The sequence below is a fragment of the Pseudoalteromonas sp. J2K-J979 genome (genome assembly GCF_058169715.2).
Genome location: NZ_CM200282.1, coordinates 453,774 through 480,034, shown reverse-complemented (window position 1 = coordinate 480,034; position 26,261 = coordinate 453,774). Strand labels below are relative to the sequence as shown.

At 42.7% G+C, this 26,261-nt stretch carries 21 protein-coding genes and 1 pseudogene; 8 read left to right on the top strand and 14 right to left on the bottom strand.

Going from position 1 to position 26,261, the window contains the following annotated elements; all coding sequences use genetic code 11:
- Positions 1-10: 10 nt before the first annotated feature.
- From AC3KVK_RS18615 to AC3KVK_RS18605, 3 genes and pseudogenes are all read left to right on the top strand, one after another.
- On the top strand, positions 11-889 hold the full coding sequence (locus AC3KVK_RS18615; RefSeq protein ID WP_490310154.1) for an ROK family protein: 879 nt from the start codon (positions 11-13) through the stop codon (positions 887-889).
- Positions 882-3,431, top strand: coding sequence for a family 20 glycosylhydrolase (locus tag AC3KVK_RS18610; protein ID WP_490310155.1), 2,550 nt, complete (start codon positions 882-884; stop codon positions 3,429-3,431). The genes AC3KVK_RS18615 and AC3KVK_RS18610 overlap by 8 nt, the downstream gene beginning before the upstream one ends.
- A gap of 154 nt (positions 3,432-3,585) precedes the next feature.
- Positions 3,586-3,669, top strand: a pseudogene (locus AC3KVK_RS18605) (transposase); the annotation flags it as partial.
- A 348-nt stretch (positions 3,670-4,017) separates the two neighbouring features.
- Here AC3KVK_RS18605 and AC3KVK_RS18600 read toward each other — a convergent pair.
- The 5 genes from AC3KVK_RS18600 to AC3KVK_RS18580 form a co-directional block, all read right to left on the bottom strand.
- A complete protein-coding gene (locus tag AC3KVK_RS18600; RefSeq protein WP_490310156.1) occupies positions 4,018-5,073 on the bottom strand; it encodes a DUF2955 domain-containing protein in 1,056 nt (351 codons plus the stop codon).
- A 33-nt stretch (positions 5,074-5,106) separates the two neighbouring features.
- Entirely contained in the window at positions 5,107-6,234 is a 1,128-nt protein-coding gene (locus tag AC3KVK_RS18595) for an HlyD family secretion protein (protein ID WP_490310157.1), read from the bottom strand.
- Between the two features lie 49 nt (positions 6,235-6,283).
- Entirely contained in the window at positions 6,284-7,381 is a 1,098-nt protein-coding gene (locus AC3KVK_RS18590; RefSeq protein ID WP_490310158.1) for an AI-2E family transporter, read from the bottom strand.
- A 47-nt stretch (positions 7,382-7,428) separates the two neighbouring features.
- Positions 7,429-8,112: a potassium channel family protein gene (locus AC3KVK_RS18585; RefSeq protein ID WP_490310159.1), complete on the bottom strand. Its 684-nt coding sequence runs from the start codon at positions 8,110-8,112 to the stop codon at positions 7,429-7,431.
- 402 nt (positions 8,113-8,514) lie between these two features.
- Entirely contained in the window at positions 8,515-9,174 is a 660-nt protein-coding gene (locus AC3KVK_RS18580) for a hypothetical protein (RefSeq protein ID WP_490310160.1), read from the bottom strand.
- 707 nt (positions 9,175-9,881) lie between these two features.
- Here AC3KVK_RS18580 and AC3KVK_RS18575 point away from each other — a divergent pair.
- Positions 9,882-11,735, top strand: a complete 1,854-nt coding sequence (locus AC3KVK_RS18575; RefSeq protein ID WP_490310161.1) for a S8 family serine peptidase — start codon at positions 9,882-9,884, stop codon at positions 11,733-11,735.
- Between the two features lie 228 nt (positions 11,736-11,963).
- On the opposite strand, the gene AC3KVK_RS18570 is transcribed toward AC3KVK_RS18575, so the two are convergent.
- The 4 genes from AC3KVK_RS18570 to AC3KVK_RS18555 all read right to left on the bottom strand — a co-directional run bounded on the left by AC3KVK_RS18570 (position 11,964) and on the right by AC3KVK_RS18555 (position 16,162).
- Positions 11,964-13,202 (bottom strand): MFS transporter, encoded by a 1,239-nt coding sequence (locus AC3KVK_RS18570; RefSeq protein WP_490310162.1) that lies wholly within the window; start codon positions 13,200-13,202, stop codon positions 11,964-11,966.
- Positions 13,203-13,390: 188 nt separating this feature from the next.
- Positions 13,391-13,624 (bottom strand): helix-hairpin-helix domain-containing protein, encoded by a 234-nt coding sequence (locus AC3KVK_RS18565; protein ID WP_490310163.1) that lies wholly within the window; start codon positions 13,622-13,624, stop codon positions 13,391-13,393.
- 110 nt (positions 13,625-13,734) lie between these two features.
- Entirely contained in the window at positions 13,735-14,427 is a 693-nt protein-coding gene (locus AC3KVK_RS18560) for a hypothetical protein (RefSeq protein WP_490310164.1), read from the bottom strand.
- Between the two features lie 226 nt (positions 14,428-14,653).
- On the bottom strand, positions 14,654-16,162 hold the full coding sequence (locus tag AC3KVK_RS18555) for a polysaccharide deacetylase family protein (RefSeq protein WP_490310165.1): 1,509 nt from the start codon (positions 16,160-16,162) through the stop codon (positions 14,654-14,656).
- A 178-nt stretch (positions 16,163-16,340) separates the two neighbouring features.
- Here AC3KVK_RS18555 and def point away from each other — a divergent pair, with 178 nt between their 5' ends.
- Positions 16,341-16,835: a peptide deformylase gene (gene def, locus AC3KVK_RS18550; protein WP_490310166.1), complete on the top strand. Its 495-nt coding sequence runs from the start codon at positions 16,341-16,343 to the stop codon at positions 16,833-16,835.
- Between the two features lie 115 nt (positions 16,836-16,950).
- Here def and AC3KVK_RS18545 read toward each other — a convergent pair whose 3' ends face one another.
- Together AC3KVK_RS18545 and AC3KVK_RS18540 are read right to left on the bottom strand one after the other, a co-directional pair.
- A complete protein-coding gene (locus tag AC3KVK_RS18545; protein ID WP_490310167.1) occupies positions 16,951-18,399 on the bottom strand; it encodes a chitinase in 1,449 nt (482 codons plus the stop codon).
- A 751-nt stretch (positions 18,400-19,150) separates the two neighbouring features.
- Positions 19,151-20,245 carry a DUF418 domain-containing protein gene (locus AC3KVK_RS18540; RefSeq protein WP_490310168.1) on the bottom strand — a complete coding sequence of 365 codons (1,095 nt, stop codon included), beginning with the start codon at positions 20,243-20,245 and terminating at the stop codon, positions 19,151-19,153.
- A gap of 251 nt (positions 20,246-20,496) precedes the next feature.
- Here AC3KVK_RS18540 and AC3KVK_RS18535 point away from each other — a divergent pair, with 251 nt between their 5' ends.
- On the top strand, positions 20,497-21,582 hold the full coding sequence (locus AC3KVK_RS18535; RefSeq protein WP_490310169.1) for a DUF481 domain-containing protein: 1,086 nt from the start codon (positions 20,497-20,499) through the stop codon (positions 21,580-21,582).
- 63 nt (positions 21,583-21,645) lie between these two features.
- On the opposite strand, the gene AC3KVK_RS18530 is transcribed toward AC3KVK_RS18535, so the two are convergent.
- Both AC3KVK_RS18530 and AC3KVK_RS18525 read right to left on the bottom strand, forming a co-directional pair.
- Positions 21,646-22,911: a hypothetical protein gene (locus AC3KVK_RS18530; protein ID WP_490310170.1), complete on the bottom strand. Its 1,266-nt coding sequence runs from the start codon at positions 22,909-22,911 to the stop codon at positions 21,646-21,648.
- 188 nt (positions 22,912-23,099) lie between these two features.
- Positions 23,100-23,681, bottom strand: coding sequence for a GAF domain-containing protein (locus AC3KVK_RS18525; protein WP_490310171.1), 582 nt, complete (start codon positions 23,679-23,681; stop codon positions 23,100-23,102).
- A gap of 129 nt (positions 23,682-23,810) precedes the next feature.
- Here AC3KVK_RS18525 and AC3KVK_RS18520 point away from each other — a divergent pair, with 129 nt between their 5' ends.
- Positions 23,811-24,407: a thymidine kinase gene (locus AC3KVK_RS18520; protein WP_490310172.1), complete on the top strand. Its 597-nt coding sequence runs from the start codon at positions 23,811-23,813 to the stop codon at positions 24,405-24,407.
- Between the two features lie 73 nt (positions 24,408-24,480).
- A complete protein-coding gene (locus AC3KVK_RS18515; protein WP_490310173.1) occupies positions 24,481-25,161 on the top strand; it encodes a substrate-binding periplasmic protein in 681 nt (226 codons plus the stop codon).
- Positions 25,162-25,216: 55 nt separating this feature from the next.
- Here AC3KVK_RS18515 and rlmF read toward each other — a convergent pair whose 3' ends face one another.
- Complete coding sequence (gene rlmF, locus AC3KVK_RS18510; protein ID WP_490310174.1) at positions 25,217-26,149, bottom strand: 23S rRNA (adenine(1618)-N(6))-methyltransferase RlmF; 933 nt, start codon at positions 26,147-26,149, stop codon at positions 25,217-25,219.
- Between the last annotated feature and the right edge of the window lie 112 nt (positions 26,150-26,261).

Sequence of the window (26,261 nt, the reverse complement as noted above, 5' to 3'; positions counted from 1 at the left end):
AGGGTCTGTAATGTCACAAACGTTATTGTGTGTCGATTTAGGCGGCACCAAAGCATTGGTTGCTAAAGTGTCGGCCAATGAAATTAAAAGTAAGGCATATTTTGATGTCGATGGCGCGGCTACAAAAGAGCAAACAAATCATTTTTTGTGCGAAATCATAGCGCAAGTCATTGATGAAACGTGCGAGGCGATCGTAGTTGGTGTGCCGAGCATGGTGGTGATGGAGACAGGGGAAGTTATTGAAACGGTCAACATCCCTAATTGGAAAAACGTACAGTTAAAACATGTGCTTGGTCAGGCATTTAATTTGCCCGTATTAGTTCATAATGATGCCAACTGCTTTGCAATGGGAGAATTCTGTCAGGGTGAATATGATCATGAGACGAATTTGATAGGGATTTGTTTAGGCACAGGTTTAGGGGCTGGATTGATTTTAAATGGTGCATTATACACTGGCAAACATGCCGCCGCAGGCGAGTTTGGCAGCTTTAGCTACCAACAAGGGATCATTGAACACTTTACCTCAGGGCAATATTTTAAGCGCCAAGGTTTGATTGGGAAAACTATCTATCAGCAAGCACTGAATAGCGACCCACAAGCTTTGCAGCTATTTGACGACTTTGGATTTCATTTGGCCCATGCTATTGCTCATGTCGTGCTAGCGTTTGATCCGGATGTGGTGGTGCTGGGGGGATCTGTGGCGCAATCTGCACCGTTTTTCTTACCCAGTGTTCAGCGGCATTTAGTCGATTTAGTTAACCCTGTTATTTTAGCATCGCTAGATATTCGCGTAAGTGAATTAGGCGACAATGCCCCATTATTAGGCAGTCATGCGTTATATAACAATTATATCGCCAGACAAGTACAGCAAGAGGTGACATATGCGTAAGCAAATATTAGGTTTACAGGCTTTATTGTGCTTAATATGCGTAAAAGTACAGGCAGTGGCACCGACACAGCATGAGTTAGATACTTTGGCTGCGAATTTATCCGTGCACTATGAATTGATTTCAGCCAAACCTAAATCGTGTCCTGCCCCTCATCAAGCGCAATGTTACCTTTCGCGTTTGACGCTGCAAGCCCCCTTTAACGTGAATCGTACTGATTGGGCGATTTACTTTAGCCAACTCATGCCAATCTACCTCAGCGAAGTGGGTGAATTAACCATTTCCCACCTTAATGGCGATTTACATCAGCTGAGCCCAACAGCGGCGTTTGGCGGGCTAACAGCCAATACACCACTGAGTATTGAGTTTTATACTCAAGCCTCGCAAATTACCCGCTCAGAGTTTTTGCCAAACTATATATTGGCCAGCGAAGGGCTACAAAGCCGTGTGATAGCGAGTACCAAAGTAAAGCAAGATCCAGAGACACTATTGGAAACACAGCCGTACCTCGCGCCATTTTTAACCGTCGAGCAATTACATACATCACAGGATGATGCTACGCCTTGGATGGGATCGCAGTATTTATACGACCATTATCAACGCCCTATCTTAAGCGAAGCGCCGTTGAGTTTGATCCCCAAACCGCAGCAACTAACGCGTTTAAAGCAGCCCAAGGTTAATTTAGCGCAAGGGCTGCAGTTCAAAGGCAATCCGACAATTTTAGCGCAGCTGAGTGCGGCCATTGACCGTTTGGAACGACTGGGTATTTCGCAAAATGCCCAAGGGATCCCCGTTGTCATTTCTCTCGACTTAGGGACGCAGGCAAATGAGGCTTACCAACTAACACTTGAATCGTCGCAAGTAACCATTCGTGCTAATGCCACAAACGGGGTGTTTTATGCACTGCAAAGCATTGCGGGATTGGTCAGTTTAGACAACTTAGTGGTACCCGCACTGACGATGAATGATGCACCACGCTACGCCTTTCGCGGTATGCACATAGATGTGGCCCGTAATTTTCGTTCGAAGCAATTTATCCTCGATACGCTCGAACAAATGGCCGCGTATAAACTCAATAAACTGCACCTGCATTTAGCTGATGACGAAGGCTGGCGCTTAGCCATCAATGGTTTGCCCGAGCTTACTGACGTGGGGGCTACTCGCTGTTTCGATGTCACAGAGCAGCAATGTTTATTGCCTCAATTAGGTGCCGGGTTAGATCAAGATGCATCAATCAATGGGTTTTACAGCGCAGATGATTACATCGAAATTTTACGCGCAGCTCAAGCGCATTTTATTGAAGTGATCCCATCCCTTGATATGCCTGGGCACTCGCGAGCTGCCATGATTGCCATGGAAGCGCGTTTTTCGCGTCTACAAGCTCAAGGAAAAGCCAAAGAAGCTGCTGAATATCGGTTAGTTGAGCCAAGCGATACCACTAAATACAGCTCTATTCAACACTATAATGATAATACGTTGAATGTATGCATAGACTCAACCTATCACTTTATAAACAAAGTCTTAGATGAAGTGAAGGTGCTGCACCAACAAGCAGGAGTCGCGTTTAAAACCTACCATATTGGTGCCGATGAAACCGCAGGCGCTTGGGTGAACTCACCCAGTTGCGCAGCGCTTAAAAAGCAACACCCTGAACTTCACTCGTTTAATGGTTATTTTATTGAAAAAGTCAGTGCGATGGTGGCAAAAAAAGGGCTGAAAGTAGCGGGCTGGAGCGATGGTATGAGTGATGTGAATGTGTCAAACATGCCGACACATGTCCAATCGAATGCGTGGGCGACATTGAGTGAAAATGGTCACTCTGTGGCACACCAACACGCCAACCAAGGTTGGGATGTGGTGCTATCGAGCCCAGATGTCACCTATTTTGATTTTCCATATCAATCGCACCCACAAGAGCCGGGAAACCACTGGGCGAGCCGCGCGGTCGACAGTCAAAAAGTGTTTGATTTTATGCCTGACAATTTGCCCGCCCATGCAGAAATTTGGCAATCAGTGAAGGCCCATGATTACAGCGCTGATGACCGACAATCTGTCAGGAAAAAGCCATTTTATGGGATACAGGGGCATTTATGGTCAGAGTTAATGCGCAGCGACAGCCAAGCAGAATACATGATGTATCCGCGTTTACTGGCGCTGGCAGAGCGCGCTTGGCATCAGGCCCCATGGGAGCTGGCGTATAACCAACAAGGGGCCGTGTACAACTCTAAAAGTGGTCAATTTACACCAAAAATGCAACAACAACGAGCAGCTGATTGGCAGCGTTTTGCCGCCTTAGTGGGTTTTAAAGAGTTAGCCAAGCTCAGCCATGCAGGACGCTTTTATCGTTTACCGAGTGTGGCTGCGCGTATTGAAAACTCAAAGCTCAATGCATTTACGCCTTATCCCGGGATTGCTATTGAATATCAAGATGAAGACGGACGTTGGCATATTTATGACTCCGCAGAACCACCCACATCAGCTGAAAATGTGAGGGCTGTTGCGCCTATTGGGCAACGAAAAGGACGCGCTTTAGTGGTGGAATAATAAAGTTAAGCAGTATTACCCCAAGCCGTTCGTGCCCTCCAGTGCGAGCGGCTTTTTAGTTTGTTCCATGCGTAATATCCGCTCGGATGAACATCGCACATTTAACAAAGCCAACAAACAGGCCTGCTGTTCTAGCTTTATTTAATGAAGGCAAGAGCACGCAAGTAAACGCATTATTGAGCGCCACCATGCGCATGATGGATTAAGAGAAGAACTGGTCGCTCAGGATATAAAACAAAATTCATCAGCCAAAACTTAATGATAGTGGCTACATTTTCTTGATTTCTTTCCCATGTGCGGGTGTTTGGTTAATGTTTGGCTCGTAGCTAAAAAATGCGCTTAACAGTCCAAAAAGCCGAATTGCTTTAAACTATTTAATGTCGGGGCTGCTCGCCTTGTCGGTTGTTCTTGTTGCTAACCAGATCGTCGAACAGTTCGCATAATAATTCAAGCGGGTTTGCAGCGCTTGGCACGTTTGGCTTGGCGTTGTTTTGCTGTGATTACTTCATTGGTCAGAGTTAGTAGGAAGGGGAGAAAATAAAAACCCAAGCGAACACTCAAACGTGTGCACTTGGGTTAGTCCGTTTTAGGTTTGACTGAGTCTTTTCAGCAAAGGGTTAGCTAAAATAGTGGCCAAGACAATATAACCACACGCACAACCGATTTGGATGATGCGGGCATAAAACTTCTCGTCGGCATCTGATGCGCCGGAACTTGCACCTGCAACCAATATAATCACTGTACCCAGTGCCATCGCATACAGGGGCGCTGTGGGTTTTTCGTTGAAAATCAACAGTGATAATAGTGCTGTACTGAGTGCAAATAACAGCAATAAAAACGAAAAGTTAGGCGCAATTTGCAGTAAATTATACAGTAGCACTGCGATAATCCCACCGAGAGTATTGCCAACTAATAATGCTTTTGAACCCTTAATACCGGCCACTAAATCGGGTTTTTGCGCCAAAATAGCAACAAAAATTAATACCAGTATTGAGGTGTTTTCTGTCGCTAAAAAGAACCCTGCAACAGGCATGATCATCAAGGTGCTGATCAGTGCTAGCTTAATGGCTGTGGGCTTGTTGGGTAAGGATCTATTTTCATCGCTATGGCTTGATTTTTCATGGTGCTGTAAAGACGTCGAAGCATCTGGCTTATCATGGATCAACTCGTGCATAACCAAGGTCAATAACAGTGACATAAAACATGAAAATAAAAACCCATAGGTAAATACTTGGGCTAAGCGAAGATCAATGACGCCTAATACAGGCATCGCAGTTAATCCTACTAACAACATGGTGATCACCAGTTCATTCCCGCCGGAATTATTCCAATACGAAATCCAAAAAATCAATAAGGTGATAATCAGAATAAACACGGCAGGAAAAGGTAATAACATACGTGTTAACAGACTGCCTAACAAAATGGCGATCACCACAATTAAAAATAGCGATGCCAGTTTATTAAATGGCACTTTGGGTGTGTTATTACTTAAGAATTTAGCCACAAATACAGGCATGATGAAAGCAAACGGCCAATTAAAGCCAAATGCAATAGCCACAGCTAACACCACGCCAACAATCAGTCGTAAGCTTTTTATATCGGAGGGGGCCAATCGGCCCACATACTGATTAATAAAGGTCATAATAGGGTACCTTTAAACGCATTGTTGTGTGAATTAATACAAATAAGCCAATTTACTCGTGATCCAGATGGATGCTTTACCTAGCGTGTTTAATATCCAGTTGTCACCTGTGTAAGTAATTACATCGGCTTGGCCACCTTCACGTAATAAGGACTTATTGACTGATTTATCAAATTTAATAATCACGGTGAAACGCTGCGCACTTCTCATCCAGCCAGTTGATTTTTGAGGGGTCGGCAACTCGCCTGGAACACTTTTATCAAAACTTACACCGTAACCGACACTGACAATTTCACCGTTAAAAATATGACCAGGCGCAGAGTCTAAGACGATATCAACAGGGTTGCCTTTTTCAATATTGCCTAAGTTGTTTTCGCGGTATGAGGCTTCAATCCAAAAATAATCAGTGTCAATGAAGGTCATAATTTTGCTACCAACAGTAGCATAATGCCCGACATTAATTTTTGCATAAGAAATGACACCGTCACTCGGGGCTGTCACTTTGGTACGAGCTAAGTTCAGTTGGCTTTGCGATAACGCAGCTAATGCATTTTGAATTTTGGCATTTTTTTGCCCTTCTTGACCGAGTTGTTTTTGAGCTTGTTCATAAGATGCTTGAGTGTTGAGTACATTTTGTTGCGCTGCGGCTAACACACCACGGGCTTGATCTCCTTGTGCTTTTGAGACGACGCCTTTTGCTTCGACAGCAAAAATTCGGTTCGCGTTGGCTTCTTTGGCAATTAAATCGGCTTTTGCTTTTTCGACATTGGCTTTGGCTGCAGCCACCGCCGCGGTATTGGCGCCCACATCCTGCCCGGCAAGCTCAAGGTTACCTTGAGCTTGTTCGAGAGCAAGTTGGTAATCATAATCTTCAATTTCAAATAATAACTCGCCCTGTTTGACTGCTTTATCGCCAGCAATATGGATTTTGCTAATTTTGCCCGGAACTTCAGGCACGATAGGAATGACAAAAGAACGGACGCGTGCTTCACTGGTTTGAGGGGCTAAACGGTCACTGACGACGTACCAAACAAAATAAACTAACGAAATCAGTAAAATCCATTTAGTCAGTTTTTGGGTAAAGTCGGCTTTTTCTGTTTTTACAGGCTCAACGGTGTCTACAGACGTTACGTTTTTTTCTTGATTATCGTGTTCAGTCATACTTTGCTCGTTATTAAATTATTTAAAATGCTAATGTTTATATGTTTGCTCAGCCGTGATGTGCATTTTGCGGGGGAGCGTGTTGCGCGTGATTAAGCCAATCTTGTAGTAATTCGTAGCCTAAAGCTAACAAGGTTGCGCCAATAAATAATCCGACAATGCCATACAGTAACATGCCGCCAATCGCGCCTAATAAAATGACGATCATCGGAATATCCATGCCCCGGCCAAGCAATAAGGGCTTGAGTACTGCATCGCTCATACTGACCACAATACTGAAAATTAAGAAAATAACGGCTGGTGTTGTATCGGCAACCGAAAAGTAATACGCCGCGATAGGTCCTAAAATTAAAATAGGGGGTAATTGCGCGATAGCTAAAATTAACACGGCTATTGCCCAAAGCCCGGCAGCAGGAATATCGGCAATTAGTAAACCAATCCCTGATAAAATGGCTTGAATAACAGCCACACCTAATACACCGCTTGCTACGCTGCGAATCGTGGCGATGGTGGTATTGATGGCTCTTTCACCATTTTCGTTCATTAACCTCCGCATAAAAAGGCTGCACCCTTGATGCATTAGCTCTGACTTAGTCATAAACACGACTGCAATGATTAATGAAATAATAAATTGCAGTATACCGCCACCAATGCCCGCAATAGCGCGAAGTAAGGTGCCAGAAAACTCTTTAATTTCTTCAGAGAACTGTCGTGCGACTTTTTCGAGATCTTTCGAAGCGTCTTGCCAAAGTTGATACATTTTTTCGCCAACTAATGGCCACTCTTTAATTTTTTCATTCGCTTGTGGAATGGTCAAAGTGCCTTCTTCAAGGGCGGTATAAGCATGATGGGCAGAATCAAACGCTGAGGAGGCAATATTGACCGAAGGCACCGCAATCAGTGACGTACCCACAACGGCAATGATAACAGAAGCCAGATTTTTACTGCCTTGGAGGCTTTTGCTAAGTTTGTTATGTAAAGGGTGCAAAGCGACCGCTAAAATGGCTCCCCATAATACAATTAAAAAGAAGGGCTTAACTATCATAAAACACCATATTGCAATCAATGCAATGGCACTGAGTTTAATCGCAACATCAATGATGTGACGATTGGTAAGCTTAGTAGACTCTTCGCTTGTGTGACTCATTTGTATTCCTTACGTATTCCTTACGTATTCGCGTGATTAGCGAGTAATTATTTATTTTTTTTGGATGCTTTTAACGCCGTATTAGACATCAGTGAACCGACCAAGCTGGCGACTAATATTGCCATATAAAATTGTGCGACAATGGCTTCAAAGTAGACTAAAAATCGGGCTAATGGCAGAGTTGGTGAAATATCACCAAAGCCGAGAGTGGTGATCGTGACAAATGAAAAGTATATAAAGTCAGGAAAGAGCTCAAACCATGAGCTGACATCACTAATGTTATTGAACGAGTGCGGAAAATTAAGCTGAAGCAATGTAAATAATACTGCCCAAATTAACCCGATCAAAATATAAATACAAATAGCGCCGAGAATTTTGTTGAGATCAATCTCGCCACTAAAGAGAACTTGTTTTGCGGTGCGCAGAGCCGTAGAGATAAAAAAGCTGAGCAGTAATAATAAATAAAGCTGATCAAAGCCTGCATTATCTAACCACGCACTGATCAGAGAAAATATAACAATGGCTGCAGGAAAATAATACGTTTTACGGAGTACGAAATCATTCGAATCAATGCCCCATACTGCCACCAGCAAGGTAACTATGGTCGCAGACTGCACTAAACGTTGAATATAATCAGTAAAAAACTGTTGAGCTAATGCAGTACCAAGCAACAATAGCACTAGCGCAAAAGTGAGAAATATAAAATTATCTTGGCGTGTAAGTGGTCGCAAAGTCTGTCCTTGTTTCTCTGTGATTGTAGCGATGATGAATTGCGGGTGTGTCGAACATCAAAACCGAATACTAAATTTATATCAGGCTGTCATTGTCAATGCTCTCAGCGTTAGGTTAACGTGCAATAGTTTAGCACTGATGTGTTAATCGTTGAGTTGCTCAAAAAAATCTCTGACTCAGTACAGAAGTCACCTAGATTTACCCACTTGAAATCGAACAGACGTTTTTAGAATAGACAGCCAGATGGCTTATCTTAAGTTAAGCTGCGTGTATTTAAAAGAGAATAAAACGTTTCAAGACAGTGGACAGACCTTGTCATTAACCTTCAGAGTTATTTTATTTAGTAAGGGTGAATCGATAGATAATCCGAGTAATTGGGCACATTGAATGCTGACGCCATCCTAAAGTTTATTTTTAAGTGCAACTAAATAAGCCTTGTTGGCGATTAACTGATTTAAAGTGCCTTCAAAGGTATAAACGCGAGTTAGATTCGGCCAGGTTAACTTGCCTCTTAGTAACGAGAATGAAATTGTTAAGTTTATGATATTAAAATATAAAATTAAACGCTGAATTGGATCGACCGGGCGAGATTTTAAGCCAAGCTTTTTAGCTGTGCGTGGATTCAAAATATAGCTGGTGGCTTTTAGGTGCAATGTGGTTGGTTGCTGTTGCTCGTATTGTGCAATTAATGCAAGCAACCCTTCGACATAACATTTGAAAACTTGCTTTTTTCGCTCAGCGGCAGGCTGATTGAAATTAAGAGTAAAATAGTAATCAAATAAGCTACCACTGTGGAGGGTGATGCGGTTGTTTTTAACTTTTTCGGCAATCAATAATGGCGAGTAATAGAGCAAGCTGCCATTTTTTATCCCACTTGGCACGTCGACAAACGGGGCAAAAACAGACAGTGATAAAGCAAATACAAACAGGCTTAAAAAGACCAGCCCACAGAAGTATAACAAGGTAGCGACACACATATTAAACAGGACAAATATCCCCGCTAGTTTGAGTGTAAAAACAAGCTGTTGGTGCTCACTCAGTAAATAGAATTTGTGTCTCATTTTACAGTCATACCTTAGGCTTCATTGATTAATGAAGGCAGCTCGTCGCATTGCTTGAATTGGCCGATTAATTAAACCGCCACAGTTTGATTTTCTCGTTGGCATATTTGCCTAAATTTCATGCGTTATCAAAGGTATAATACCTCAATCTCAGTCTACTACAAGAACAGTAAAAACGGATGACTCTGTTTGGTTAAATAGTGTGTTAAGCATGGGGATCTTCCATCTAGTGAACTTTTCATCTATGCAAGAGAGCACTCTGAGGTGGCAATAGACATGATATTAATGTGATGAAACGCTCTTGAGGGTCAATCAAAAGCCACACTTGCATGTGCATTGAATGATGGGAGCTTAGTTCATTGTATCAGTCAGCAGTTTTATTGCGTTTTAAAATATTTTTGTGTATTTCACAACAAATTGGCGAAAAAGACGTGTTACGTGGCGTTCTGGCTTGGTTTAACAATGTTTTAGTTGTTTTTGTACATAATTGTTTACTATTTTAGTTGTGTAAGTTAATTAAAAGTTAATGTTAAATTTTACTTTTCTAATATGGGTACTATCTTTTGGGAGTGTTTCAAGGCCCAAAATAGATACGGTTGTGTGTTAATCATTTTTTGTAACGGTTAAATCGATATTGCTTTGGGATCCCTCATCGGGGGTGGCTGTTGAAATACCTTTATTTAAAAACCGACAAAAAGGATAAAACAATGCGTAAATTAAGCACTCTCACATTTGCTATTATGGCTGGCTTGTCTGCTCAATCAGCGAATGCTGCACAGCTGATGTCTGTCGACAGTGATCGAGCCATTGAAGGTCAATATATTGTGGTTTTCAAAACACCTTCCGTGCTCGATATTCAAAGCAGCGCAGCCATTGCTGACTTTGCACGCACACAAGCACAAGATTTAAGCACGCTTTACAATGTGGATATAGCAAGAGAGTTCGGTGGTATTTTAAATGGGGTGCTCGTCAATGCCTCTAGCAAACAAATTGAACAAATGCTCAATGATCAAAATATTGATTTTATTGAGCAAGACCAAATGATGTATGTCACGCCTCTTGCCAGCACCAATGCCAATCAAGCCAATGCCATTTGGGGTTTAGATCGGGTCGATCAAGAAAATTTACCATTAAACAGCACGTACAATTATGAGTTTGATGGTTCAGGTGTCACTGCGTATGTTATCGATACTGGTGTGCGTGTTAGCCATAATGAATTTGGAAACCGTGCCTCACATGGTTATGACTTTATCGATAACGATAATGATGCCACGGACTGTAATGGTCATGGTACCCATGTTGCGGGCACAATTGGGGGCAGCGCATACGGGGTCGCTAAAAATGTCAATATTGTCGGGGTACGAGTCTTAGGCTGTAATGGCTCGGGATCTAATTCGGGTGTTATTGCAGGGATCGATTGGGTGAAAAACAATGCATCAGGCCCTTCGGTTGCGAATATGAGCTTAGGTGGCGGAGCGTCTCAAGCGACCGATAACGCCGTGAATAATGCAGTCGCCGCTGGGATCAGCTTTGTCGTTGCGGCTGGTAATGACAACAGTAATGCCTGTAACTATTCTCCAGCACGGGCCGCAAACGCAATAACGGTTGGTTCTACAACCAGCAGTGATGGTCGTTCGAGCTTTTCGAACTATGGTAATTGTTTAGATATTTACGCACCAGGCTCAAATATTAAATCTGCATGGTATAACTCAGATTCTGCGACTAACAGTATCAGCGGTACATCGATGGCGGCACCACATGTGGCGGGCGCGGTTGCACTTTACCTTGACGAAACCCCGTCGCTAAGCCCATCACAAATTGATGTAATGCTTGGCCAGCGCAGCTCTAAAGATAAAATCTCCGATGCAAAATCAGGTTCACCGAATGAGTTACTGTACACTCTCGAAGGGGGGATCGTGATCCCACCAGAAGAAAACGTACTCAATAATGGTCAAGCTGTGAGCGCATCGGGTGCACAAGGCTCCAATACGTTTTATAAATTAGTGGTACCTGCTGGTAGCTCATCGTTGTCGTTTGATACCAGTGGTGGTACTGGCGATGTTGATATGTATGTGCAAGTGGGCCAAAAACCAACGACGGGTAGTTTCAACTGCCGTCCATATCAAAATGGAAATACCGAAAGCTGTACATTTACCAACCCTCAGGCGGGCGATTGGTGGGTGATGCTCAATGGTTACAGCCAATATAGCGGTGTTAGTTTAGTGGGGAGTTTTGGCACGGGCACAGGCTGTGGCTCTGATTGTTTAACCAATGGTGTACCTGTAACTGGTTTGTCGGCGGGCAGTAATCAAGAGATCGTGTTCACTATTGATGTGCCCGCAAATTCTACTTTGTCAGTCAATATGTCTGGTGGGACAGGCGATGCTGATTTATATGTCCGTAAAGGCGCTAAAGCGACGTCAAGAAACTACGATTGTCGGCCGTTCCTAGATGGCAATAATGAAAGCTGCAGCTTAAACTCTGGCCAAGGTGGTAAATACTTCATCACCCTGAATGGTTACAGAGCGTTTACGGGTGTGAGTATTGTCGCATCGCACTAAATATTCATCTTGAGGCACTTAAGTGCTAAAGAGATCGTTTTAGGCTTCATATATCAACTGTTTGATTGTGAAGCCTAATTTTTTTGCGCTTAAAGCCATAATTAAACTCAGTGCTTGTTTGGTATTAAACGCTGCCAGAAATGCGACCGAAGAGGTGCAAAAAATGCCTGCATCTTACAATTTTTTATCATTAAAACCACTCAAATCACAGAGCTTTTACACCACCTTTTATACAGCGGCTGGTTGTTTAACTGCGCTCAAACTGGTGAGGGCGTACATTAAAATAGCAGCAATCGACACTGTGAGAGCCGCAATTGCGAAGCCATATTGAGTGAGTTCATAATGAGTCAGTAACGCAATAATCACATAACTGAGGCTTTGCACTGAGGTCGAAAATAATACTAGGCCCCCTTCAACTCGACCGCGCTGATTAATAGCAACCGTATGATGAAGCCAATTGGTACGAGTAATGCGATTAAGTGCATTGAAAAACCCTAATAACACAGTAAACATCAGTAAATAAACAGGGCTGAGGGTCAAGGCAATAGCAATGAGTACCAACGCAAGTAGCGCCATTGAATACACTAAGGTCACTTTATGGCTGGTCAGGCTCAATAGTTTACCGATCAACACCCCTGTTAATAATGATCCTAAGCCAAATAGAATACTGTAGGCGGCAAACCAATCACCCGATACCCCAAGCTCAGCAAACCAAATAGGCACTAACTTACTTAAAAAAGTGAGGATCGGATAAGACAGGCAAGACAATAAAATTAATGCATAAAACCGAGGTTGTTGGCTAAAAATGGCTTTGCTTTGCGCCATTTGGCTTACAAACTTCACCTTTTTTACGTCGCGAAGCTGTTGGCGATAGGGCGTGAGGAGATAGCTGATTGTTGCCAGAGCCGATGCGATAGCAGCAAAGGCTGCAAACTCCATCATGCCCCAATATTTTAGCAACATCACCCCCAATGCGCCGGCACCTAAGGTCGTGCTTTGCAATACAATTTCTTGTTTACCAGAAATCGAGGCATATTCATGGCTATCATAGTTTTCTTGGGTAAACGCATTGTTGGTTGACCACGCTAAATTGCTCGACACCCAAAAAATCAGCTGGGCTGCCCCCAGCAACCAATGTGAATCAAGCTCAAGCATGGCAGCCACCATGACCAGCCCAGCAGTGATGCTTTGCAATACTTGCACCCACACTAAAATGGCTTTACGGGAGTGGCGGTCGATCAATGTGGCAAAAAAAGGTGTGAACATAAATGACGCCGCGGTACAAATGAGTGCTAACACGGCCACAAACGTGCCCATGTTGCCAGGCTCCAGCAATAACCAAGACAGCGCCATCATAAATAACCCAGATGAGATGCCATCAAAAAAGCGGCCTGATAAATAGGGGAGTGTTCTGTTTTGGCTAACCATTTCCATTGCTTTTTTCCAACTTAAAAACTTAACAGGCATGCACTGTAAAACCTAAAGTTAACTTGAGGTAAAGGAGTTTTTAAGATAAATAACGATTAAATTGCATTCTTGGGAGGTTGTTTTTGATATTTCACACGCTCAAGCTGGCCTTAAGCTGTACAAAACATAGTGGGTGTTATTTTAAAGCAAGTGGCTAGATTGGTGCAGCTCAATTGATCGAACTCGGATTAACCTTGTTTGGCTCGATCAATTGCGGATTTGACAGCTGATAAGGCTTTTGGACTATTTTTCCAGCAGGTGTTTCTGAGCATCGACGCGACTTTTTCGGCTATTTCAGTGGGCTCATAGCTTGCTAACTGAGAAAAAGAATCGATCCCTATTTCTTCAAAACGCTTTATGACCGTCGGTCCGACACCTTTGACTGCTAATAGCGCGGCTTTTTCTGTTTCACTGAAGGCCATATCTGAACTCCTTAAGGGCTTTAAGCACGATAGCTTACATCCACTTGCTATTTAAACGAAAACTAGAACGCTTAACAGTAATTGAATTGATTGTTAAAGCCAAGTAATGGTTAAAATAGCTCCGGAAATACATCTTTGAATTGCTCGCCATTATTCAACCTTTCTAGCCCAGCGTATAGGTTTTTCGGGTTCATGGGTTCAATCGCTATTAATGAAGCTTGGTAATACCCGACCTCAGTATTTGGGAAGTCGTGGAGGTAAAATAAGGCCTTTATTTTAGCCACCTCATCTTGGTTCACATGGATGTTTTTGTCCAAAAAGGGCTGCCTGTGATCAGCTTTGATCCCTGTCCCTTCAATAAACCAGGCTGGTAATTGAGTAAGCTCGACAAACAGATCCGTTCTATGCCTGACTTCTGCATGGACAAGCTCGTGAGCGATAACATTAACATTTAACCCCTTTGGACCAAGAAATATACATTCACGAAACAAGCCAGAACTTTGCATTCCTGTTGGGTTAAAGCCAAATCTGGCATACGTTTTTTCAGCCGTCGCGATAATTCGAGGGTTAGAAATGGGCGTACCATAAATGGATGATACTCTTGCTGTCGCCTCTTTAAGGCTATTGACTAAGTGGCTTTGTTGTTGATGGTCGATACTGAGATCAATATATAAGTTTGGTGTTGCTTGGGTAAAATGTGATAGTCCAATCAGCTCGCATGCTATCGCGTCTTTTTTGAAAAATGCGAAGGAAGCGATGAGCACTGCAATCAAAGTAAGGACTGCAAACTTAGGTATCTTCATTACTATTCTAACCCTTTATAACAGGGCGTCCACGTGGGCAATGCTCTTCCTACAATATGCAAAATATCTTGCCTTAATTCTGTTTTATTCCAGATAAATTAATCGCTTTATCCCTAGATGTCTAGATCAAGTGTTAACCGGTTTTTGCCGATTGCAAAGCAGTGAAACAAGCTTTATCAAAACTAGGCTTGAGTTACCAATGCTTTTGCTTAAGGGAGAAGCTTAATTACCTCGCTCTGCCAATGCCGAGTAATGAATCTAAGGTGACAAACCGATAACCTTCGTTTTGATAATGCTTGATGATCTTTTCAAGAGCTGCGACGGTATTGCTCCGGTTGCCGCCGCCATCGTGCATCAAAATGACGGCTTCGGGGTGGCTGTAGTGGCTGGCTGCAAACTCAATATCTTGTTGATTCACCACTTGGGTGTGCCAATCACGGGTATCAATAGACCAATTGATGGTGCGCATGCCACGTGCGGCAAGGTACTCGATTTGCTCACCACGAATACGGCCATACGGTGGGCGAAAGAGCCTTGGCGCGTAGCCAATTAAGTCAAAAATAATGTCGTTGGTATTGGCTATTTCGTTTTGCCACAGGGCTGCGTTTGAAGCAATGGTACTGCTGTCAGTATGGCGATAACTGTGATTGCCGATCAAATGGCCTTGTTGGTGAATGGCGCGGATGTCTGCTTCTCGGTTTTGAATGTTCTGACCAAGTACAAAAAAAGTGGCTGAAACCTGATGCTCCGCAAGTATGGCTAAAACTTGAGATGTATAGACAGATGGGCCATCGTCAAAACTGAGCGCCACTTCTTTTTTATCGTGTAACCCATGCAAGTAGTAAGTACTGTGCGCATGCTGTAATAAGTGCATTTCATCGCCAGGGACTTGATCGTATTCGCTGATATCAGGGGTGCGTAGGCGCACGTCACTAACTACTGGCATCAATGGTGGAGTGTCCGACAAAAAAGGAAGGAAAGACTGCAGTGGCAAGGTTGAAACACTTATCAAATCTGCCCCAGGATAGGCCGCTATGGTATGTTTAATTGCGTGTTGCATTAATGCAATGCCAGTGCCTTTAAGTTGATAACTGTCACCAACTAACCAACGAGAATTAAGCTCAAAGAGATTGGTTTGTTCTGTCGTGAGGTCGCTTTTAAGCGCAGTAAACTCGTCAGCTGAAAGGGACAAATTGTCGTAAGGATTATCTGTAGCAAACAAGGTTTGTGCAATTAAATGCCCAAGCGCTTGGCTGATGAGTACATCACTGAGTCGCAAGGGGCTGTTAGCCAATTGCCGATGCCGTTTGCTAAGCAGCAATTGGCTAATAAGGTGTGTTTGCCGCTCGTTATCGTTGGCTGTGTGACTGATTGGCAGGTAAAAATAGTCTGGCTGAGTGTTTATAACAGTTGCTTCATTGTGTAAATGAATTAACCAAGGCAAGTGATGCACAGCAAAAGATTCGTCGAGGGTTTCAAGCTCTGCAACAAAGCTGAGCATGAATGGGGTGTCTGCAGCTAGTAGACTTTCATCAGAGACATAGATAGAAAACTGGCTGTGTGACCAGGGGTGATATGTCTGGCCTGAGACATCAATTGTAGTGGGTTGCTCAACTTCAATCGGTTGCGTTGTGTTGGAAGAGGGGGGGGTGGATCCACCACACCCGCTCAACAACAGGCTGTACACAATAATAATGGTCGAAAAAGCGCGCGCCAATGGCATGGAATGCATCATGATAATCCGTTATTAGCATCTAAAATTTTGTGTTACCTTACTTGTTATTCTGTTGTTTTTCATATGAAAAATATTAACGTTGCCAATCAACTAAGATGACATTTATCTTGGCATGTTTAATAGCGGTGTGTTTTGTTATCATAGCCCCCATAAAGAGCACTATTAAAAGAGATATAACATGGCGGTAAGAGAAATTTTAACGGCGGGCGATCCGCGTTTAACAATAGTGGCATCCCATGTCGAAGACGTTAGTGCCATTCAGCCTTTAATTGATGATTTACTCGACACTATGTATGCCATCGATGATGCAATAGGCTTAGCTGCGACACAAATCGGCAGCGATCAAGCTGTGGTGGTGATCGATATTTCACCTGAACGTAATGAACCTTTGGTGCTAGTAAACCCAGTTGTAGCAAGCGGTGACAACCCCGAAAAAGGCGAAGAAGGGTGTTTATCTGTGCCGAATTATCGTGCGCAAGTAAGCCGCTTTACACAAGTTAAAGTCGTGGCGCAAGACCGGACAGGCAAGGCCATTACCATCGACAGTGATGACTTTTTGGCGATTGTGATGCAACACGAAATCGATCACTTAAAAGGTAAGTTATTTATTGATTATTTATCACCGTTAAAACGCACAATGGCCATGAAAAAAGTTAAAAAAGCAGTTGGGTGATCTATCCGCTCATACTTGAGGGTATCGATTTGGCTTAGACAGATATCCACATAATAAAAATCCGCAGTCTAACTGCGGATTTTGGTTTAATAAACGTCTTAGGGATGTTTAAAAATTACGGGATCAGTTTCCAAGGTCCGCCATTGGCAGGCGCATCACCTTTGGTCCACCATTTAGCTTCGTAGTGGCTGGTTGTTTTTTCGACTGTGACACTAACTTTATCGCCTTTTAAGTAAACCTTATTCGCTTGCCATGCAGCCAGTCCACCAGCTGGTGGCTCAACAACGGGTGGTGTTAAATCTTCTTCAACTACGCGGATCGTTGGCCAACTCGCGTGAGAGCCGTAAAAATTGGTCACACATTTTTCATAATCACCCGGCACTAAGGCCGAATAAGCGGTTTGAAAACCAACAAGTTCGCATTCGAAAGAAAACCCACCAGGACGATCAGCGTAATATTTCCAATTGCCATCCCAGTTTGTATAAAGCACATCGGTTGCGCCATTGAGGTTTAAGCTACCATAAGGGGTTTGTTGGAAGCAGGTGTTTTCTTCGTCGGTTTCAATGGTGATGTTGTAATGGGCTGCAAGGCCTTCCCAATAACGAATTCGGTTAACCGGTTGGCCTTTGTCTTTATTTTGTGAACCACACTCAATTCCACCATTAATTACGTTAATGGTGGTGCCAAAACCGTAACCTATCCCAGCATCTACCTCTCGTTGTGATGGTGTCCAAGTGCGATCGATCACGTGAAGCATGGCTGGTTTTGGTGCTTGAGGGGTTAAGAAAAACCAAATGGCTGATGCTAAATTAAGCCAAGAGTCGGCGACTAGCCCTGGGTTGTTAAGCAAGACAGTGGCATCGCCATCATACATGACCTCAGAAAACATGCCGTAGTTGAAGTGGTATGAAAGCTGTTTTGCACCGCGGCCAAAGTAACCTTGATTTTGTGCACAAGGCCAGCGTTTATTTTGCCAATCATTTTGGCCACAACCTGTTGTGTAGCCGGGTTGACCTTCAGACCAGCCCATTTCACGCACGTGTACAAGGGCTTGCTGCCATTCTTCTAGCCCATTCGGGTTGTCTGAGGTGTTGCTTTTAGCAATGTGCCCGCCGGTTTCTTGCGAAAAATGTGCAAAGGCTGTGATGATCGATTTTTGACAAATTTCATCGGCATTGCGGCCATCCGTATAATCACCACAAAAGGCCGAAAACTTACCTATAGCTTGCAAAAAACGGGTGTAGGTGTATTCAGGTGCCGCCATTTGGGTTAAAAAATCCCATTCAGCTTGCGGAAAAACGCGCTCTACACGCTTTACATTCTCTGGGTTAGTCGAAGCTCCTGGGCGAATGCTCTCAACCACACTGTTAGGACGTGTTTCGAGCGCTTTCGCCCAGATATCGTACATAGGGTTTGGAGTTTTCGCATCTTGCGCGGCATTAATTTGTGCGCGTGACACGATATACCCGTCGGGATTATTCGGATCAACTTGTGGGTTCATGGCGTAACAGTTGGCAGCGAGCGAACAGCCGATTGCTACATTCATAAGATTGAGTTTAAACATAGGAATAATCCTTTTGGTTATATGAGAGATTGAAGACCTTGGGCGTATTTGGTGACATGTGCGCAGTATTTAATGAATAGCATTATTGCCTGTTCAATTAAATGTTCTTTTTACGTTAACCAAATGTGCCTTTGGTGTTACTTGTAAATATAATGTTGATAAATGACATCGCTGTCAATACCTGTTTTAGGGATTCACTCAAATTTTGTACCTGACGATGAATTAGTGGACAGTTTCTGTATTGAATACACTCAATGTAGAGTTTTAGCTCTACTTTTTGCGGGCAAAAACGAAGCCGTCTGTGATTTACTTAGTGGGGAAAGGCAATGAAAATGACGCGCTTGCTCAATTAACGACGTACAGGCTATTCAGCGCGAATTTTTGAGGCCGATGCGCAGTCTAACGGGTTTGATTTAGATTTTATGAACGTTGATGAAAGGTGGGCTTAGAAGTGTCGCAGACAATTTTTTCTTCGCCATAATGATAGATATTATTGACCAATACAAAGGGGCCGACACGAGGGCGCTGGTGGGCACCAAGATAGGCGACAATAAGGTGCCTGATACATTGTAAAAAGTGTTGGTTTCTTTAGCTACATCAATCACTTTTAAGGTTTTTTTTGTCTGATGAGAGCTCACAAACTGTGTTTTGCTTGTGAGATTTAACCGGGTCGGTAATGCAACCAAAAAGTAAGCTAGCTATGACGATAAATAAGGCTAATTTCAGTATAATCATTTCTTTCATTATTTTATCAATGGACCCATTTTTTGAAGATCCATTCACAGGGACCAAGTTTGAAGAAATGTCGCCACAGCACACTAAACACGATGGCAAAGAAGCAATAAATAACAGCAGAGAAAAGCGCAATCTCAATCGGTTGATCATTGAGCAAGTTGAGAGACTCTAATAGCCCCATGCCGATCAGAACATGGCAAAGGTAGAGGGTTAATGACAGTTGTCCTGTTTTACACAAGCTTTGAACGATTCGGGAATGTTGATAGCGTTGGCTGAGCCATAAACATCCTACGAGTACCAATACGGACGAGCTGGCAGCGGAGAACATGTACTGCGGTAAAGGAGGAATAATACTGCTTGTAAACAGTAGTTCCGTCAGATCTTTAGGCCATTGCCAATAGGTTATCGCGCAGTAATTAAGCAACAATAAACTGCCTTCCACTCCAATTAAGCAAAACAATGAGGTTTTGAATAACCATTTTTGTGTACTTAACTGACTGAGCGCTTGTCGGCCTAACCACATTCCAAATAGCATAAAGGCCGCCCAAGGAAAAACAGGATGAAACCCATTAAATAAAAGGTGACGTACCATCCCTGATGGGGTCCATAAATCGGTATATGTCAAGGTTGACCATTGCCAGCCTCGATCATAATCCAATCCAATCAGTAACCCACAAAAACCAAGTATAAAGCAGGCACTGGCGACTAATAGTGCCCGATCAGAACAAAAGCAAAAAATGGCAGCAATGATAAAGTACAGACCGTAAAAGTGCAGAATATCAGCGGGCCAAATTGGAGTGAAAAAGAGGCCAATAATGAATAGAGCAAGTGCACGTTTACCAATTGATATACGCATTGCTTGGTGTGCTTCAACATCTTGGGTTAAACGAGTTTTTTGGCTCATGAGGCTGATCCCCACGCCGGCTAAAATAACGAACAAGGCAGAAGCGCGTCCTTCAAAAAGTTGCGCAACGGTCAGCCATAAATCTGCGCCGTTTTGTGCCCCCATCGCAATTTTAAAGTTGACAATTACCATGCCAAAAATAGCCAGCGCTCGCGCGACATCAAAGCCAAGAATGCGAGGGGCTAGGGTTGAGTGCTCACGATCCATGTTCTGGCCCTAAGTAAAAATTTAAAACAGTGTACCAATCTCAGAGTTTAGAAGGTGTAAAAAAATGTTAAGTCAAAACGCTTAAAGCGAAGCCATACACTATTCATATCACTCCTATTTTTTCACACATGAATACATAGATGCAGCTCAGTTTCAGGTAGGAATCGCTGATTTTGATTCAATAGGACTTTTAGATTAAAGTAGCGCCTGCTCGACCAATTGTTAACGAAGATAGAGGCACTATAGTCTTAATGAAAAAATACGCGTGGCTGCTGCTAGGTATTACGGTAGGTAATATTTCGGCACAAGAAACATTACCTGATACCTTGCTCGCAGAGCGTCAGATGATCATAAAACAAGCCGATAAGTACGATTGGATGCGGCTTAATTCGGGCGAGTGGTTAAAAGGTGAGTTGAAATCTTTGTATGATAAAGAGGTTGAGTTTTCAAGTGATGTACTGGATACCTTATTGATTGCTCGAGAAGATATTTACCTGTTTATTTCTGATCGACAACACAGTGTCCGTTTTAATGATGGAGTGGTGCTTTCAGGAACTCTCAATATTTCAGGCGGGTATGTCACTGTGGGTGACAGCCCTTGGCAATATAGATACCAAGATTTAGTCTCAATCGCACCTATGGTCACTCATGAACTTAGTGCGTGGACTGTCAAAATTGGTTTAGGCGCAAACTTGTCTAAAGGAAATACTGATCAAACTGAGTATTCAGCAAGAGCAGACATTAAGCGTCGTACAGCTTCGAACAAATTTATCGCTGAATTCTTAGGCTATCGAACAACAAACGATAAACAAGTCACCAAAAACAATATTCGCGCCAATGGTTCATTCGATTGGTTTTATACTCAGCAACTGTATTTTCGGCCCATATTCTTTGAATTTTACCGAGATCCGTTTCAGAACATTGCCAATAAATATACGTTGGGTGCCGGTTTGGGTTATTACTTCTTGGATACCGAAAAAACTGAATGGGATTTATCGGCAGGTCCTGCGTATCAAAAAACGCAATTTGATACGGTGGAAGTCGGTGAGCAGTTGAGTAATGCATCAACGTCGTTTTTCATTCGCAGCGACTATGAGTACGAGCTAACCAAAGATATCGATTTTACTTTTAATTATCGTTATACCTTAGCTGAACGAGCCGCAGGTGGCGATGCGCAACATGTTCGAACAGGTTTTGCAATCGAATTAACCGACGCTATTGATGTGGATATTGCCTTAGTATGGGATTATTTAGAAAAACCCATCGCAGATGGCAGTGGTGTGGTACCAAAAAGAGAAGATTATAAATTAATCTTCTCTTTGGGTATTGATTTATAAATGCATGAATTTAAAAGTGCTTAAAGCTTTAATAGCAAAGCCTGTGTATTAATGAGTATGCGTTTATTTTAGCATGGATGCGCAGCGGGGATGGCGCAATAAGTCGGTAAAAATAGCCCATCGCATTGACGTTAGCTGTTGGGCCGTGACTGTGCTTAATGAGGCCACTTGTTGTTGCAGAGTTCGCTCGACATAGTTTTTAGTCATATCTTGACCAAGGTTATAATTGATTACATAACTGCGGTTTTGCTCGATAAACTTTAAGCGTTGTGTTGATTTATGTTTATCCGTTAATGCGTATTTCATCAATAATGCGACAGCTTGAACAGCATCAATTTCACCATCGAGGTAGCGTCTTGCGACCATGTTATCGACGTAACTGAGCGTGTGTAAAACCGCAAGAATTTCGTAATAACGGGTTACCTCTTTCGCATCTAATCCTGCGAGTGGAAACAGCACGTCTTGTTCGAATGCTTGGCGTGTATCTTTATCAAAGACTACCTCAATACCATAATTAGCACTGCCTTCTGCAAGCAAAGAAAGCGGAGAAAATAATGGGTAAATGCTATATTCAACCCAGCCATTTTTCTTATATAAGTTTTGCTCAATTAGACTATTGAAAACGTGATGGCCGGGGTACCCTTCGTGACAGGCTAAGTCTACGGCGCGATCTATATAAATGGGAAAGTCAGTATTGACCTCAATTAAGCTGTAACTGTTGCCTTTAAACCAGTTATAGGCACTCCAAACCTGATCGGAGACTAACTCAACATCAAAGTGTTCATTCTCGGGCAATGAAATAAATAGCCTTGTCAGCTCTCGTGCTTTATCGATGGCCCTGTTAAATACCGTTGCAATGTGCTCTTTTGGGATAATAAATTGGCTGCGATAGGCATTTAAACGCTGGTTTAAATTGAGATGTGTGTCTTTTGTTACCGGTAACAGGGAATCTAGTTGTGCCAGTAAAGAGTCAAAGTCATGCTCTGTGTATCGTGGAGACACGGCATCATACAGTGCTTGTGACTCTTGATCAAAACTCAATGTTTGGCCTTGCAACTGGGCAATAAATGTTTTTGCTGCACGTAAATGAGCGGCTAATGAGTGTATTCGGTAAGCCTCTTTTGAATGCGGTGTGACCATTGAGTGGTCAAGACTTGTCAGATGTTGTAAAAGCGAATTTGCTTCGTGTGAGAGAACCTCTAAAGGCCATTTCTTCGCTGCTAAAGCCCATTCTTCAGGGCCATAAAAAGCATCGACATACCCAAGGTGGTGCTCATTGATATTTAGAGTGAGTTGAACATAAGCCAAAGCAAGATCATCAACAGACATAGCCATTCCAATTTATTAAATTGTCGGCATTATACCTTGCTTTATTTTGCATACAATAGTCATTATTGAGAGGCTGATAACTACCCATGAGAAAATGTGTATCAAGGGTATCGCCATAAACATTTTAGTGATGTAAACGCAATAAAAGTAAGTGGCGGCGGCCACTAGGTACGTAGTTTAAAGGCGGGTCAAGGTTGTTTTAATGCTGCGATTAACTCTGTTTGCGAAAGCCCAATTTCAGCGATATCTTTGGCAAAAAACAAGGTGGTCATACTGGCAATGCGTTGTAATGCTGCAATATCAGATTCTTGCCATTCAATCGCTTGGCCTGTGTGTTCGCAACAGATCACTCCAGCAGGGACAAAGTTGTCGTGAAAAATTAAATCAAGTAGAGAGTAAATTTCCAAGGGAGTAAAATAGCTTTCATTAAAACATTGTGTGACTGCATGTGAGCGGGCATCGCTGGCATTAAGGATGCGATTTTGCAAAATGAAATCAAAATACGGAGTAAAGTGGCTTTTTTGGAGTGTTTGTCCAAATTCAAATACTTGCTGTTGATTGAGACACATTAAGCATAAAATTTCATTTTGTTGCTCGTTAAATGCCCACAAGCTGACCCGATCAGCATTAGGTACTAATTGCTTGATTGCTTTGCAGATTATTTTTAATTTTGCACTGACTGATAACGTAGGTTTACTAAGTTGGATTGTGAGGTTTGCAATATTATCCATAATGACTAAATCGTTATTGTTTTCTAAAGTGTAGAACATATTTCACAACATAGAACAATGAACTTCCATGCAAGGTGGTGTTAGCCGTGATAAACGCAGCTACTGACTTTTATTTTACCCATATATTCTGTAGCATCAGTGCACCTTCATTTTCGTTAAGCACATATTTTGGCTCAATTGTATTTTTATTATTCTGCAATGAATGCAGGTAAATCCACCACGCTTTTACAGTCTTCGTTTAATTATCAAGAACGTGGCATGAACCCCGTGATCTTCACCGCCGCAATCGATACACGTTATGGCCACGGCCAAGTGAGCTCTCGAATTGGATTAAGTGCGAAGGCTGAGCTGTTTTCGCCAGAAAGTGATATTTATCAAGATATTGAATCGCTCCATCGTGGTAAAAAAGTAGATTGTGTGTTGATTGATGAAAGCCAATTCTTAACCAAAGAGCAGGTCAATCAGCTGACTGATGTGGTTGATAAACTCAAAATCCCCGTGTTGTGTTATGGCTTACGAACGGATTTTCGCGGAGAGCTGTTTGTTGGTGCGCAATATTTATTAGCCTGGGCTGATAAGTTAATTGAGCTTAAAACAGTTTGTCATTGTGGTCGCAAAGCAAATATGGTGCTGCGTACCGATGAACATGGTGTCGCTATTGCTGATGGAGAGCAAGTCGAAATTGGGGGTAATGAGCGCTATGTGTCGGTTTGTCGCAAACATTATAAAGAGGCTTTAGATACGTTAGAAGCCGTGCTCAGCTAATTCAATCACCTGATTGAATAATAGTCTGGGTTTTACCATACTGAGTGAGCGGACATTCCAGGAAGGACTCACTTTGATTAAGCGATTATTATGTGTAATAGGCTTGCTTTTAATCCCTATAGCTCAGGCTAAAAATACTGTTTTAACCTTGTCTGTTTCACCAGAAGTTAACACGATTTTTCCTTTATTAGAAAGCTCCGTACTCGAAGCATTTAAACAACTCGGTGTGGATGTTGAGTTTGTTGAAATGCCATCAGCCAGAGCGACGAAAGAATCTCAATTGGGTCATTTTGATGGTGAATTGGTGCGTATTGCTGATTATGATCGGTACGTTACGAATTTAATTGCCGTAGCTGAACCATATGGCGCGATTGAAATTAAAGCCTATGCGCGTAAAGATACGCCACTGAACAGCTATGATGACTTGTTAGCAACCACCGTTGCAACGGCGCGTGGGGCAAGGTTTGTTGCTGATATCCAAGCTAAATATCCTTTTCAAACGATTGAAGTGTTAAAGTGGGAGCAAAGTTTTGTCATGGTCTCTGAAGGTCGGGTCGATGTGACATTATCTACACCAGTTTACGCACAATTGCTGATGAAAAAGTATAATATTGACAACGTCGAAGCTAAATCACTCGTGTTAGGTAATATTGAGTTCTATTTATGGTTAGATAAAAAACATCAAACCATCGCCGATCAACTCGTTCCAATTTTTAAAATGATGAAAGCAGATAAACAGCTAGGCTTATTTTAGCGCTGTGACAATCATCAAAGCGCATTGCGATTACATGAGCGAAGGGCTGCGATTGTTACAACTGTTGAAATAGTTCACTGCGCTCAGCTTGGTCGAAATAACTCCATGCTAAAATTCGACTCACTTTTTGTCCTTGTGCCATATCGATGACTTGAGTATGTTTGACCCCTTGTTTGGCGAGCTGCGCTTGAAGTGGTAACAAATTGTCTTTTTTTGATACTAAGCTTGTAAACCAAATAACCTGATCAGCGAACGGCTGACTTTCTTCAATCATCTTGCTGATAAATGCCAGCTCTCCACCTTCACACCAAAGTTCGGCATTTTGGCCGCCAAAATTGAGTTGTTCACGGGGATTTTTGCCTAAGTTTTTCCACTTACGCTCAGTCCCTTTTTGAGCTTGTTCTAACGAGTTATGAAAAGGGGGATTGCACATTGATAAGATGAATAAGTCTTTTGCTGTCACCACCCCTTCAAAAATATGTTGGGGATTTTTTTGTTGCTTCAATTTAATTTTGAGCTGATTAAAGTTTGTGAGCTGTTTGGCGACCTTTATGGATACTGGATCGATATCAGTGCCAGTAAATTGCCAGCCGTAACAATGTTGTCCTGTCAGTGGGTAAACTAAATTAGCACCTGTGCCAATATCGAGTACGGTAATTTTTTTACCTGTTGGAACTGTATTTTGATTATCTTGGGCTAACAAGTCGGCTAGATAATGAATGTAATCGACTCGTCCAGGAATAGGAGGACACAGATAACCTGTAGGGATATCCCAAAAGGAGATACCATAATGGGCGTGTAATAATGCTTTATTGAGTGTTTTCACCGCCAGAGGATTGGTGAAGTCAATGGTTTGCTGCTGCGCTGGGTTGCTGATGACAAACGGCGAGAGCTCAGGTGTGTGCGTGGTTAAACGTTCAAAGTCGTAACCTAAGTTGTGGCAGTTTCGAGGGTGAAGCCCATGCTTGATACGTGTTGTGTTTGTCATAATAAAGCCAATATTAACGCAAATCGCAATTATACACTGAATTAACTATGGCGCGTATGTAAAAGCCTTTTGGCAGTTGTTTAGGCGGTCAACCTAATGAAGGGTCCTGACG

Excerpts from the sequence above, each read along its gene's own strand:
- AC3KVK_RS18615 (WP_490310154.1), top strand. The coding sequence starts at position 11 with ATGTCACAAACGTTATTGTGTGTCGATTTAGGCGGCACCAAAGCATTG.
- AC3KVK_RS18610 (WP_490310155.1), top strand. The coding sequence starts at position 882 with ATGCGTAAGCAAATATTAGGTTTACAGGCTTTATTGTGCTTAATATGC.
- AC3KVK_RS18600 (WP_490310156.1), bottom strand. The coding sequence starts at position 5,073 with ATGACCTTTATTAATCAGTATGTGGGCCGATTGGCCCCCTCCGATATA.
- AC3KVK_RS18595 (WP_490310157.1), bottom strand. The coding sequence starts at position 6,234 with ATGACTGAACACGATAATCAAGAAAAAAACGTAACGTCTGTAGACACC.
- AC3KVK_RS18590 (WP_490310158.1), bottom strand. The coding sequence starts at position 7,381 with ATGAGTCACACAAGCGAAGAGTCTACTAAGCTTACCAATCGTCACATC.
- AC3KVK_RS18580 (WP_490310160.1), bottom strand. The coding sequence starts at position 9,174 with ATGAGACACAAATTCTATTTACTGAGTGAGCACCAACAGCTTGTTTTT.
- AC3KVK_RS18575 (WP_490310161.1), top strand. The coding sequence starts at position 9,882 with ATGCGTAAATTAAGCACTCTCACATTTGCTATTATGGCTGGCTTGTCT.
- AC3KVK_RS18570 (WP_490310162.1), bottom strand. The coding sequence starts at position 13,202 with ATGCCTGTTAAGTTTTTAAGTTGGAAAAAAGCAATGGAAATGGTTAGC.
- AC3KVK_RS18565 (WP_490310163.1), bottom strand. The coding sequence starts at position 13,624 with ATGGCCTTCAGTGAAACAGAAAAAGCCGCGCTATTAGCAGTCAAAGGT.
- AC3KVK_RS18560 (WP_490310164.1), bottom strand. The coding sequence starts at position 14,427 with ATGAAGATACCTAAGTTTGCAGTCCTTACTTTGATTGCAGTGCTCATC.
- AC3KVK_RS18555 (WP_490310165.1), bottom strand. The coding sequence starts at position 16,162 with ATGATGCATTCCATGCCATTGGCGCGCGCTTTTTCGACCATTATTATT.
- def (WP_490310166.1), top strand. The coding sequence starts at position 16,341 with ATGGCGGTAAGAGAAATTTTAACGGCGGGCGATCCGCGTTTAACAATA.
- AC3KVK_RS18545 (WP_490310167.1), bottom strand. The coding sequence starts at position 18,399 with ATGTTTAAACTCAATCTTATGAATGTAGCAATCGGCTGTTCGCTCGCT.
- AC3KVK_RS18540 (WP_490310168.1), bottom strand. The coding sequence starts at position 20,245 with ATGGATCGTGAGCACTCAACCCTAGCCCCTCGCATTCTTGGCTTTGAT.
- AC3KVK_RS18535 (WP_490310169.1), top strand. The coding sequence starts at position 20,497 with ATGAAAAAATACGCGTGGCTGCTGCTAGGTATTACGGTAGGTAATATT.
- AC3KVK_RS18530 (WP_490310170.1), bottom strand. The coding sequence starts at position 22,911 with ATGTCTGTTGATGATCTTGCTTTGGCTTATGTTCAACTCACTCTAAAT.
- AC3KVK_RS18525 (WP_490310171.1), bottom strand. The coding sequence starts at position 23,681 with ATGTTCTACACTTTAGAAAACAATAACGATTTAGTCATTATGGATAAT.
- rlmF (WP_490310174.1), bottom strand. The coding sequence starts at position 26,149 with ATGACAAACACAACACGTATCAAGCATGGGCTTCACCCTCGAAACTGC.